This is a genomic window from Gymnodinialimonas sp. JB5-7, assembly GCF_055693405.1.
Genome location: NZ_JBVFUX010000012.1, coordinates 2,908,653 through 2,920,799, shown reverse-complemented (window position 1 = coordinate 2,920,799; position 12,147 = coordinate 2,908,653). Strand labels below are relative to the sequence as shown.

Annotated in this window: 11 protein-coding genes and 1 pseudogene; 9 read left to right on the top strand and 3 right to left on the bottom strand. The window is 61.7% G+C overall.

Annotation, left to right across the window (positions count from 1 at the left end; translation table 11 throughout):
• Nucleotides 1-17 precede the first annotated feature (17 nt).
• The 4 genes from ACZ1HK_RS23700 to ACZ1HK_RS23685 are packed head-to-tail and all read left to right on the top strand — an operon-like array spanning nt 18 to nt 1,726.
• Nucleotides 18-389 carry a HesB/IscA family protein gene (locus ACZ1HK_RS23700; protein ID WP_472630762.1) on the top strand — a complete coding sequence of 124 codons (372 nt, stop codon included), beginning with the start codon at nt 18-20 and terminating at the stop codon, nt 387-389.
• Nucleotides 386-712 carry a TfoX/Sxy family protein gene (locus tag ACZ1HK_RS23695; protein ID WP_472630761.1) on the top strand — a complete coding sequence of 109 codons (327 nt, stop codon included), beginning with the start codon at nt 386-388 and terminating at the stop codon, nt 710-712. Before ACZ1HK_RS23700 ends, ACZ1HK_RS23695 begins: the two co-directional genes overlap by 4 nt.
• 12 nt (nt 713-724) lie before the next feature.
• Nucleotides 725-946, top strand: a complete 222-nt coding sequence (locus ACZ1HK_RS23690) for a hypothetical protein (RefSeq protein WP_472630760.1) — start codon at nt 725-727, stop codon at nt 944-946.
• An 18-nt stretch (nt 947-964) separates the two neighbouring features.
• Nucleotides 965-1,726: a hypothetical protein gene (locus ACZ1HK_RS23685; RefSeq protein ID WP_472630759.1), complete on the top strand. Its 762-nt coding sequence runs from the start codon at nt 965-967 to the stop codon at nt 1,724-1,726.
• 49 nt (nt 1,727-1,775) lie between these two features.
• On the opposite strand, the gene ACZ1HK_RS23680 is transcribed toward ACZ1HK_RS23685, so the two are convergent.
• Nucleotides 1,776-2,144, bottom strand: a complete 369-nt coding sequence (locus tag ACZ1HK_RS23680) for a 2OG-Fe(II) oxygenase family protein (RefSeq protein ID WP_472630758.1) — start codon at nt 2,142-2,144, stop codon at nt 1,776-1,778.
• A gap of 236 nt (nt 2,145-2,380) precedes the next feature.
• Nucleotides 2,381-2,680: pseudogene (locus tag ACZ1HK_RS23675) on the bottom strand (2-oxoglutarate and iron-dependent oxygenase domain-containing protein); the annotation flags it as partial.
• Nucleotides 2,681-2,757: 77 nt separating this feature from the next.
• Between ACZ1HK_RS23675 and tpiA the strand changes: the two are divergent.
• Complete coding sequence (gene tpiA / locus ACZ1HK_RS23670) at nt 2,758-3,504, top strand: triose-phosphate isomerase (RefSeq protein WP_472630757.1); 747 nt, start codon at nt 2,758-2,760, stop codon at nt 3,502-3,504.
• Nucleotides 3,505-3,558: 54 nt separating this feature from the next.
• Here the strand turns inward: tpiA and ACZ1HK_RS23665 are convergent, their stop codons facing one another.
• Entirely contained in the window at nt 3,559-4,842 is a 1,284-nt protein-coding gene (locus ACZ1HK_RS23665) for a PPC domain-containing protein (RefSeq protein ID WP_472630756.1), read from the bottom strand.
• A gap of 193 nt (nt 4,843-5,035) precedes the next feature.
• On the opposite strand from ACZ1HK_RS23665, the gene ACZ1HK_RS23660 reads away from it, so the two are divergent.
• From ACZ1HK_RS23660 to ACZ1HK_RS23645, 4 genes are all read left to right on the top strand, one after another.
• A complete protein-coding gene (locus ACZ1HK_RS23660) occupies nt 5,036-6,856 on the top strand; it encodes a sensor histidine kinase (protein WP_472630755.1) in 1,821 nt (606 codons plus the stop codon).
• The gene (locus ACZ1HK_RS23655) at nt 6,853-8,193 is read left to right on the top strand and encodes a sigma-54-dependent transcriptional regulator (protein ID WP_472630754.1); all 1,341 of its coding nucleotides are present in this window, start codon (nt 6,853-6,855) and stop codon (nt 8,191-8,193) included. The genes ACZ1HK_RS23660 and ACZ1HK_RS23655 overlap by 4 nt, the downstream gene beginning before the upstream one ends.
• A gap of 208 nt (nt 8,194-8,401) precedes the next feature.
• On the top strand, nt 8,402-9,394 hold the full coding sequence (locus ACZ1HK_RS23650; protein ID WP_472630753.1) for a TAXI family TRAP transporter solute-binding subunit: 993 nt from the start codon (nt 8,402-8,404) through the stop codon (nt 9,392-9,394).
• Between the two features lie 86 nt (nt 9,395-9,480).
• Nucleotides 9,481-12,111: a TRAP transporter permease gene (locus tag ACZ1HK_RS23645; protein WP_472630752.1), complete on the top strand. Its 2,631-nt coding sequence runs from the start codon at nt 9,481-9,483 to the stop codon at nt 12,109-12,111.
• Nucleotides 12,112-12,147: the final 36 nt, after the last annotated feature.

The window sequence follows — 12,147 nt, the reverse complement described above, 5'->3', positions numbered from 1 at the left end:
CCAAAAGGATCGCCCCCATGTTCGGCATCCCCGGCAAGCAAGCCGTAACGCTCACCGACAAAGCCTCTGCCCAGATCGCCAAACTCATGGCACAGGGCGGCACCGAAGGCTTGCGCATCGGCGTCAAGAAAGGCGGCTGTGCAGGAATGGAATACACGATGGATTACGTGTCCGAGATCGACCCGAACGACGAAGTCGTGGAACAGGACGGCGCGCGGGTGATGATTGCGCCTATGGCGCAGATGTTCCTGTTCGGCACCGAGATCGACTATGAGGTGAGCCTCCTGGAGGCGAGCTTCAAATTCCGTAATCCCAACGTCGCTGATGCCTGTGGGTGCGGTGAGTCGATCAAGTTCAAAGACATCGACGAACTGGCCGCCGAAAAGTGAGCGTCTCGGCCGAGGAAATCGAGCACGCGGTTGAGCTGTTCTCGGGCCTTGGCGATATCACCACGCGCAAGATGATGGGCGGCTTGTGCCTGTACCATGAGGGCACGATCTTCGCGTTGTTGATGTCGGACGGGCAGATGTACCTCAAAGGCGCGGGCGACTTTCAGCAGGTGTTGGAAGACGAAGGCTGCACGCGTTGGAGCTACACGCGCGAAGGCAAGGATAAGCCGACCTACATGCCCTACTGGACGATGCCGGATGCCGCGCTGGACGACCCGGATGAAGCCGCGAATTGGGCCCGCCGCGCGCTTGAATTCCTGTAGAGCACATCTGCAATGACACTCACCCCCGTCGATACGCCACTCGGTCCGGGCGAGGTCTTTATCCTCAAGGGTCATGTCCGCCATCTCTCACTCCCATACCGCGCACTGGACGGCATTCCGGTGCAGGTAAGCATTCACAATCTTGGCGATATGGACGGCTTCACGGAGGCAACCCTTCCTGACCGCGTGACAGGCGCGATATCACTGGCGGCGCCCTGGCTCGATCAATTCTAGGCGCAACACCGCACCGCGTTGAACCACCTGTCACGCGCTGGCCTGCCCGCCGATCTTCAGATTGAGCGCGCCGCGTGGCAGTTGACCGTCGCGACGCCTGACAAACGCAGGCCCGAGATCACGATAACCCATCACCTGACGATCATGTACTACGTCAGCCCATCATGGGTATCGGTCTATTTGGACACAGACAGGAACGCCGAAATGCTTCTTTCGCGGGCGCAACTTGATGACATCTTCGCAACTGCGAGGGCGGAGGCAAAAAGGGCCGCTGCGCCAAAGTTCACCCATTCGGTTTTTGGCAATTTCAAACCGGACAGTCTGACAAGCCTCAAACGCAAGATGGTGAACGGCAAACGCGTTGCGATAGACCTATATTTGCCCCAAGCGGCTATCGACACCTTCGCCGCCGACGATCTTGATCAGTTCGTGCCGCTTGTGGAGACCCTTCCCGATCTTGCAACGGCAGTGCGCAGATCAGCCGTACCTTGCAAGGCAGATTGGCTGGCCGACCTGCTGGACCCCGCAAATGCCCATCTTCACCGCGCACTTCTCAAGGTCTTCCCAAAGGCGCAGAGCGACGGGATCGAAGATGGTGCCTTCCTTGAAGCGCTCTGGTTGAGCCGTATCTGCCTGGCTCCTTTCGGCACGGGGCCATCCGACGAGGTCCCTTCTGCCACTTGGGATCTGCACGTCTTGCCCAAAGGGCGTGACGACACGATTTTCGCGGTCAAAACCAGCCCCGACGGCACGGTTCTTTCTATGACAACGGAAAGCTGACATCGGTTGGAGGGACCCCCTTCATGGGGCGCCAAGGAGGGGCGAGGTCCTACTCCGTTCCCTGCAAGTGCGTGTAGGTCTCTATGTAGCGTTTTGACAAGTGTTCACCTGCGGTGATCGTGGGCTGCCCGTCTGCCGAAACATCGGTGTCAAAGACCGGATTGAAAAACAGCGGGATCGATATCCGTTCTTGCGCGCCGCCGATCACACGGTGCGGGGTGGCGCGCACCTGGCCAGCGGTCCACATCTCCAGCATTTCGCCGAAGTTGATGATGAAGGTGCCAGGGTGCGCCTCCACCGGCACCCAAGTGCCGTCGCGCAGTTGCACCTCCAGCCCCGGCTGGCCGTCCGTGGCCAGCAGCGTGAGGCAGCCGTAATCCGTATGGGCGGCGATGCCGAAATCCTTCTCCCTGCCCATGCAGGGCGCTCAGGGTAGAAGTTGCCACGCAGCAAAGCCATGGGCTTGGCGAATTTATCGTCGAAGAAGGTTTCGTCCTTGCCAATCGCGACCGAAATTCCCGCAAGCAGACGCAGGGCGATGGCGCGGGCTTGAGCAAAATAGCCCTCAATCGCGTCCTGAAAGCCCTCCGGCGCCTCTGGCCATTGGTTCGGCGCATAGACAGGGAGCCGCGCAAATGGGTCGCCCTTAGGCAGTTCCACACCGCAATCGAAGACTTCCTTGTAGTCCGGGTTCGCGTCCGGATCGACCTGCTCGGACCCCGGTCCGCCCCAGCCGCGATTGGAGCCGGTGACATTCATGTTCACCGCCTCTTTCACGTCACGCGGTCCCTTGAAGAACGCGCGATAGGCCACAATCGCCGCCTCGACATCTGCCGTCGACAAGGTCGTGTTGTGCAACGTCAGAAACCCGACTTCTTCCGCGCCATGCTTTGTGGCTGCCAGCGCCTCTGGATCGCGGGCGGCAAGGGCCTGGGCGTCAATATGGGGGATCATCGTGGGCACCTCTCGGGTTGACCATGGGGCGTGGGTTTGCCATCGCTCGAGCCCACGCAAAATTCTCGGAGGCGGCGATGGCACGGAAACTGGCGGCAGGCAACTGGAAGATGAACGGCACCACCGCGGCCCTGGCCGAAGTTGCGGCCCTGACAGCAGCGATCGAGGCCGAGGCGTGCGAGGTTCTGCTGTGCCCGCCCGCGACACTGATTTCGCGCATGGCTGATATGGCGCAAGGCACGGGGCTGATGATTGGCGGGCAAACCTGCCACCCCAACGGATCGGGGGCCCATACCGGTGACATCTCGGCGGCCATGCTGGCGGATGCAGGCGCGTCCCATGTCATACTCGGCCATTCCGAGCGGCGGGCCGATCATGGCGAGACGGATGGGGACGTCGCCGCGCAGACGGCTGCCGCGACCGGCGAAGGATTGATTGCCATCGTCTGCGTGGGCGAGACGGAGGCCGAACGCGACGCTGGTGTCACGCTCAACGTGGTCAGCACGCAACTTGCGGGTTCGATCCCAGATGGCACGGACCTTGCCAAGCTGGTCATCGCCTACGAGCCTGTCTGGGCCATCGGTACGGGCCGCACGCCCACGTTGGACCAAATTGCCGAAGTCCACGACCATATTCGGGCAGAGCTGGCGGAGCGGTTCGGACAAGGCGCGCATGATATCCCCCTCCTCTACGGTGGGTCAGTGAAGCCGTCGAACGCGGCTGAGATCTTTGCAGTGTCGAATGTGGACGGCGCCCTTGTCGGCGGCGCGTCCCTGAAGGCGGCTGATTTCAGCGGGATTGTCTCGGCGCTGTCTGCCGCCTGACACGATAGAAAAGGCCGCCCGCGCCAAACACGGGCGGCCCCTTTTCACGTCATATCACTGGGCGGGAACGTAGCGTTCCGTCGCGATCCGGATGATGCCCTGATAGCTTTCCGAATACTGACGCACGGCCAGCAGATACCGGCCTGCATTCACGCGGGCCACAATCTCTGAATTCAGCGTGCCGTTGGCATCGTCGTTATAGGCAATCTCCTGCCCCAAGTCGTTGTAGAGGATGATCAGCGGATCACTATCCGTCACCTCGACCGCATTGATGACCAGCGCACCGGCCTCTGGCACCTCCATCGAGAACCAGGTCGCCTGCGTGCCGGAGATCTGGGCATCACGCACCGAACGGCCCGGCAGGACACCCAGATCAACGATGGGGAAGGATCCGTCCATGGGCGGAGCGGCTTCACCGGTCGCATAAAGCTCAGCCAGAGCATCGGCCTGGCTATAAGCCAGCACGGAAACCGTAACCGGGATGTCCGGGTTCGACAGGGCGCGCATACCGATGCAATAGGTACCGGCCTGCAGCGGTTGGGTGAAATCGAGACGGCTGTTCAGCGACCAGGTGCCGCCGATCTGAGCATCGTCATTCTCGCCGATCAGGGTCCCGTTGCCGTCGAAGACATAGATATACGGGTCCGCATTCGGGTTCTCAGCGCGCACCGAAATCGTCTGCGGGCTGTTGAGCGTGAAGCGATAGTAAGGTGCGCCGTTGATCGTGTTGACCGCGCTGACACCGCCATTGGCGAGATCGGCATCAAGTGGACCGGTGCCCAGGGGCGTGGCCGCCGTTTCATTGGTGCAGGGATCCACACCCACAAAGAGCGAGCCGCCACCGCCGCCAAAGAAGCCGCCGGTCAAACCGGCCGTGATCGCCTCTTGCTCAAGGCGGCTGACCTGGATGTCAGAGTTCAACTGGCCGCCTGCAAAGCCCCGGGTCAGCATGCAATAGCTGCCTGGCTGCAGGAACGTCTCCGCACGGCTGGCCCAACCGCCACCGCCGTCATCATCGGTGATCACAAGCGCTCCTGCTTCGTCGTAGATCTCGATGACGCTGTCACCGGAGCCGACGGGCTGCGCCTCAAGCCGGACATCGCCAGCCTCGCTGACGCTGAAAAGGGAAATAACATTGGCATCAAATGCAATGGGCACGTTCGATTGCAGCAACGGGCCTTCGGCGGTCGAGATATCGGACGCCTCTGGGCTACCGCCCATCCACTGCCCTGTCACACCGATGCCACCGCATGAAACCGTCTGGTCCTGCGCCTGAGCCATTCCAGCCGTCAGGGCCAGCGTGGCCGTGGTCGCAAGGGCAGAAAGAGTAAACTTCATAAATTTTCCTCCAATAGACCGACGCGTCCTGTCGCGCGTCGGCTCTTTCCATATCTATGCATGTCAGGGGCGCGCATTCCAGAGGATTGGCCGGAATAATCGCACGGGGAATTTTCCGGATTTGCCGACTTGCCAAGGCCCTGCCATAACGATTCCTGTGACAGAACCGCGATCTTTTGATGGGCTTTCGCCCTTGCGCACCCGTGCCACGCGTCCCCGACGGGCCATTTGGCTGGTCGCACTGGCTGTATGTGCAGCTTTGATCGGCGTGCTGGCGGCGCAACCCCGGATCGAGCGGTTGTACCTTCGCCAAGCCGGGGCAGAAGATGCCGCGACACTTCGGCTGGCGACACAAGTTCTGCGCGGTGCATTGGAACGGACCGAGGCTTTGCCTGCCCTCCTAGCCGAACGCCAAATTCTGCATCAGACGCTCGCAGAGCCGGAAAATGAAGGTCTGGTCCCGTTCACCAACGAGATGCTGCGCCAAGCGGCCCTGTCGCTCGACGTATCCGACATCTACGTCATGGACCTCGACGGTCGCACAATCGCAACGTCCAACTATCGGTCAGACACATCCTTTCTCGGCCGCTCCTTCAGCTTCCGTCCCTACTTCACGGATGCGCTTGGCGCGGGCTTGGGCCGGTTCCACGCGTTGGGCACAACTTCGGGGCAACGCGGCTATTTCTTCGCCGCCCCCGTGATCGACAACACCCAGATCATTGGTGTGGTCGCCGTGAAACTCAGCCTCGACGGATTTGAAGAGGCCTGGGCAGAAAGCGCCTCTACCATCATGGTGACGGACATCAACAACGTCATCTTTCTGTCAGACAGACCGGAATGGCATTTCCGCACGATTGCCCCCCTGCCAGACGCTGCCCTCGAGGAGATTGCGCTGACACGGCAATATCCGGCGGAGCGTCTGCGCCCGCTTTCGCTGAGGACAGAGTCGTTGGACCCCGATCTCGGGTTCGGTCTGGAACTTTTAGAGGTTGGCGATGAAACGTTCGTCAACCAAACCGCGCTGATCGCGGCTGCCGGTTGGCGCGTGTCCATTCTGACCCCAACCGGCCCGGCAACCCAGCAAGCCTGGACGACCGTTTCGCTTTTGGGGTTGGTGATTGTGATTGCGGGACTGATCCTTGCTTCCGTTCTTGGGCGCCGGGCGCGCCTGATGGAACGGCTGGCGGCAGAGCAATCCCTGGCCGCGTTGTTGGAGGCGCGCGTCACTGAACGGACCGCTGCCCTGAAATCCGAAGTTGAGGAGCGGCGCGCGACCGAAGACAGGCTGCGCGCGACGCAGAAGGAACTTGTGCAAGCGGGCAAGCTCGCCGCCCTTGGCTCCATGTCTGCGGCCCTCAGTCACGAATTCAACCAACCGCTGGCTGCAGTTAAAGCTTATGCCGAGAATGCGGGAACATTTCTGGATCGCGGACGATCATCCGAGGCCCGCGAAAACATCAATCGTATTTCGGGTATGGCCGATCGCATGGCCTCCATCTCAAAGCATCTGCGCAACTTCGCGCGTCGCCCGCAGGACCGCACCGGTCCGGTTTCGCTGAAATCCGTGGTCGATGACGCGATTGAATTGATGCAGCCCCGTTTGCGTGCCGTCGACCTACACTACGACCGTCCGCCGGACGAGATATGGGCGCGCGGCGGTCCTGTTCGTTTGCAACAGGTCGTCGTAAACCTGCTCGGCAATGCGCTGGATGCGATGGAACACATGGAAAACCAAAGGATCGAGATCGCGCTGACAGGGGGTGACGATCCAAAGATCGCGGTGCGCGATTTTGGCCCCGGCTTGTCGGAAGATGCTTTGGAACAGGCTTTCGACCCCTTCTTTACCACCAAAGATCCCGGTCAGGGACTCGGGCTCGGTTTGTCGATATCCTACAATATCGTGCGCGATTTTGGCGGGCAGCTTGCGGCCAGCAATCATCCGCAGGGTGGCGCTGTTTTTCGCATAATTCTTGAGGCCGCGGATCCTGCGCCTGCCGAGGTGGCCGCGCAATGACCCAAGGCACCGTTCTTTTCGTGGATGACGAGCCTGACCTGCGCAGGGCGGCTGAGCAGACGCTGGCCTTGGCTGATCTGCCCGCCCGATTGTGCGCGTCCGCAAGTGAAGCACTTGACCAAATCTCACGCGACTTTCCCGGCATTCTCGTTACCGACATCCGTATGCCGCAGATGGACGGCACCCAGCTGATGCGCGCGGCGCTGGACCGCGACCCGGACCTGCCCGTCATTCTGGTCACAGGGCACGGAGACGTGGACCTGGCCGTCAGCTCGCTTCAGGCAGGGGCCTACGATTTCATCGAAAAGCCCTACAATCCCGCGCGTTTGGTGGACATCGTCCGCCGCGCTTTGGACAAGCGCGCGCTGACAATGGAGGTGCGCGCGCTGCGCGGTGACGCGCAGCTGAATGATCCGATCACAAATCGCCTCAACGGGCGTTCTGCCGTCATGTCATCGCTGCGCGCCCGTTTGCGCGCGGTTGCAAGCGCCGATACGGATGTCTTGATCGAGGGGGCAACGGGCACCGGAAAAGAGGTCGCTGCCCGCGCAATACATGCAACGTCGGATCGAGCAGCCCGTCCCTTCGTGGCCATCAACTGCGCCGCCCTACCCGAAGCCCTGATCGACAGCGAACTTTTCGGCCATGCCCCCGGTGCCTTCCCGGGCGCCACACGCGAGCGCTATGGCAAGTTCGAACATGCAAGGGGCGGCACGCTATTTCTCGACCAGATCGACAGCTTGCCCCTGCCCGTTCAGGGAAAACTGCTGACCGCCCTGCAAGACCGCGCGATCACGCCGCTTGGCACCAACGAAGCGGTGGCTCTTGATCTTCGGGTTATTGCCGCATCGAAACACGCTTTGTCAGACGCCGTCGCGGCGGGCAGTTTCCGCGATGACCTGTTCTACAGGCTCAACGTTGTAACGGTTCAGATGCCGACGCTTGCAGAACGGCGCGAAGATATCCCGGGCCTGTACCAAATCCTGCTAAGCCAGGCCTCCGCTCGCCATAACCGCCCTGTGCCGTCCATCTCGCCCGAGGCGCTGGCCGAAATTGCCGCGCGGGATTGGCCCGGCAATGTGCGCGAGCTTCGCAATGCAGCGGAGCGGGCCATTTTGGGCCTTGACGGAAATGCCGGCGAACGCACCGCCACAGGCAAGTTGGCCGACCGGATGGCCGCCCATGAGCGTGACCTGATTGCAGCCGCGCTCAGCGCCAATGGAGGCTCCGCGAAAGCCACCTACGAGGCGTTGGGCATCAGCCGCAAGGCGCTCTACGAGAAGATGCAAAAGCACGATTTGGATCTGCAAAGCTTCCGCCCCAACCGCGCAAGCTGACCTCTCAGCCCGCTGCGATTGGGCCAATGGGTCGCTTTCCACCCATGCCGATATGCGATTTGGGTCGAAACCCACCCAATTGCGGCATTGCCGTCACAGCGTTAGCGCAAACATCGGGCCGTGGCTGTTGTTTGCCTTTCCCCCACCCCTCATCCCTTCGCCCAAGCGCCCGGTGGGGAGCCGGCGCGCGTTAACCAGGGAGACATCCATGACTTTCACGAAACTGGGCGCGCTTGCGCTCTCCACTGCCCTTGTGTCCACGTCCGCTTTTGCTGACGGCCACATCGACCGCACCGGCTGGCCGGAAAGCTTCACGCTTGGCACCGCAGGTCAGGGCGGCACCTACTTCGCCTATGGTTCCGGTTGGGCTAACCTTGTGGCGGAAGAGCTCGGCATTTCCGGCGCGGGTGAGATCACCGGTGGCCCCATGCAGAACATGGCGCTGGTGCACACCGGCGAGGCACAGTTCGGCATGACCACAATGGGCCCGGCGGCGGAATCGCTGCAAGGCACCAACCCTGTCGCCCCCGGCGTCCAGATGACCGGCGCCTGCGCGATGTTCCCGATGTACCAGACGCCGTTTGCAATCACGGTTCTGGAATCCTCCGGCATCGAAGCGATCTCCGACATTCCGGATGGCGCGCGCATCGGCTTCGGCCCTGCAGGGTCCACCTCGGACACCTACTTCCCGCGCATGATGGAAACACTCGGCATCGAATTTGACCGTCGCAACGGCAACTGGACCGACCTTGGTGGTCAGGTGCAGGATGGCCTGCTGGACGTGATCGCGTTCGCCGCTGGTGTTCCAACACCAGCCGTCAGCCAGCTGGAAGTGCAGACCGACATCAACTTCATCGCCTTCACCGAAGAAGAGCAGGCTCTGATCATGGAGAGCTTCCCCGTGTCGCCCTTCACCATCCCGGCCGGCACGTATGAGACGCTGACCGAGGACGCGCAGTCCGTTTCCATGTGGAACTTCGCCATCGCCAATTGCGAACTGCCCGACAGCTTCGTCTATTCGGTCGTCGACATCATCATGTCCGACAATGAGCGGATGATGAACATCCACGGCGCAGCACGCTCCACCTTGCCCGAAAACTGGGACAAGAACGGCGTTCTGATGTGGCACCCCGGTGCGGCCCAATGGTTCATCGAAAATGCTGGCGCGGACATTCCCGCCGACATGATCCACGGCGGCTAAGCCTCTGATAATGCGGGTGGGCCAGCGATTGGCCCGCCCCTTTCCGCGCTCAATTGCGCGCCCCTTTTTCCTGACGGATTCCCTCCATGACCGACCAGACCGCGAATACGCCTGCTGACGACCAACTTGATGGCCCCGTTCTGGCCGAGGGCGTGGATGAGGAACCGATCGAATCCAACCGCCGCCTTTTCTCTGGCTGGCTTCTCATCACCATGGCAGGCCTTGCCTTCTTCTACGCCGCTTTCCACATGGCGGCCCTGAACGGCTGGTCGATCAGTGGGATGATCGCGACCCCCGCCAGCATCCAGACCACCTTGGCCGAGCGCGAAGTTGGCACGGCATTCCAGACTGTCCTCGCCTCCCTCGGCCCTGCGGGAGAGAGTTTCGAGGGCACCTCGAACCGTCGCCTTCTGGCGCTAGCGGAAGAGGTTTCTGCCACGGCGGACAATGCTGACGAAATCGCCGCCAACCTCGCAGCCCTTGAGGCCGCGAATGATGCCGCGTCCGAGGCAAGCCGCTCTGCGCGCGACATTCAGCGCACTTGGTCTGACCGCCTCTTCTTCCTGCCCACATTCCCGCTTGAAACGTGGAATTTCCGCATCATCCATATCGCGGGCGCCCTTGCGCTCGGCTTTGCGCTTTTCTCTGCGCACACCTTCGCCCAAAGCCCTGCTGCGCCCGCACGCGACACCCGCGCCTTGTCCCTTGTCGCAGCCCTGCTGGCCTTGCCCGCGCTTTACGCGGCCTACACCGTTACGGGTTTCATCGGCCTGATCCAATCGGACGCGGCGGTTGAGATTGGCGGCCGCATTGTCTGGGTCTCGGCCCCGCCGACCAGCGAGGCCTTCGCCAATGACCTCTATTCTGCCTATCTCGGCATCTACCAGCGCGAGATTTGGCATTTCGGCCTGCCGCTGATGGTGTCGACCTTCGGTGCGTTGGTGCTGGGTTGGGTGGAACGGCGCCAGCGTGGCGTGATCGCTACCTCTGACCTCGTCCTCGGCCTCTGCGCCGCCGTCATCGCTTTCTACCTGATACCGATCTTTGACACGGCGGCCCGCAATTCTGTCGGCACCCCGAACGTGCCCATCGGCGTGGCCTTTGCCGCCACCGCAGGCGCTGCCATGATCATGGAGCTTACACGCCGCGTGGCCGGTCTGGCCCTTGTCATCATCACCGGCATCTTCCTCGTCTACACCTTCACGGCACACCTCTTACCCGGCATCCTCGCCATCGAGAGCGCGTATAGCTGGCAACGCTTCTTCGGCTTCCTCTATACCGACGCCGGTATCCTTGGGCCAACGACGGCGGTGTCGTCGACCTACATCATCCTGTTCATCATCTTCGCAGCCTTTCTTCAGGCCTCAAAGGTCGGCGACTACTTCGTGAATTTCGCCTTCGCCGCTGCCGGTCGAGCACGCGGCGGTCCGGCCAAGGTGGCGATCTTCGCCTCCGGTCTGATGGGCATGATCAACGGCACGTCCGCAGGCAACGTGGTGGCCACAGGCTCGCTTACGATCCCGCTGATGAAGAAAGTTGGCTACCAAAAGAAAACCGCAGGCGCGATTGAGGCCGCCGCCTCCACCGGCGGGCAAATCATGCCGCCGATCATGGGCGCGGGCGCCTTCATCATGGCCGAGATCACCGGCATCCCGTACCAAGACATCGCCATTGCCGCGATCATCCCCGCGATCCTCTACTTCGCGTCGATCTACTTCATGGTCGACTTCGAAGCCGCCAAACTCGGCATGCGCGGCATGCGTGAAGATGAATTGCCCAAGCTCAACGAGATGGCCCGCCGGGTTTTCCTGTTCCTGCCGATCATCATCCTGATCGCTGCCCTCTTCATGGGTTATTCTGTGATCCGAGCGGGCACCTTGGCCACCGCCGCCGCTGCCGTGGTATCCTGGTTCACTCCTTACCGCATGGGCGTAAAATCCATCATCAAGGCATTCGAGCTCGCGGGTACCATGTCGATCCAGATCATCTCGGTCTGCGCGTGCGCGGGTATCATCGTGGGCGTCATCAGCTTGACAGGCGTCGGCGCACGCTTCTCCGCGGTGCTTTTGGACCTCGCAGGCGTCAGCCAGCTTCTGGCCCTATTCTTCGCCATGTGCATCGCGATCCTGCTTGGGATGGGTATGCCAACAACCGCCGCCTACGCGGTGGCCGCCTCAGTCGTGGCGCCCGGCCTCGTGCAACTGGGCATCCCGACGCTCACTGCCCACTTCTTCGTCTTCTACTTCGCGGTTGTCTCGGCCATCACGCCCCCCGTGGCGCTGGCCTCCTATGCAGCAGCGGGCATATCAGGCGCCAACCCGATGGAGACCTCGGTCGCCTCTTTCAAGATCGGCATCGCCGCCTTCATCGTGCCCTTCATGTTCTTCTACAACGGCGCGCTGTTGATGCAGGGCCCAATCGTCGAAGTGGCCGGCGAAATGGTCCATGAGGCCCCTGCCTGGTACAACCTCGTCCGCGCGGGCGTCACGGCGATCTTCGGGATCTTCTTGCTGTCATCCGGCATCCAGGGGTGGTTCCTGGGCACACGACCCGCCTGGTTCTTGCGCGCAGCGTTGATAATTGCGGCGCTCCTTATGATCGAGGGTGGCATCATCACCGACCTCATCGGTGTGGGCACCGCGGCGGTGATCTTCCTGGTCCAACGCATCGCACCGCCCGCGCCAGATGCCTCCATCCCGGTGCGCGGGGCGGATTGACCTCCGCCCTATTCACCGCCCATTAAGGTTAACGCG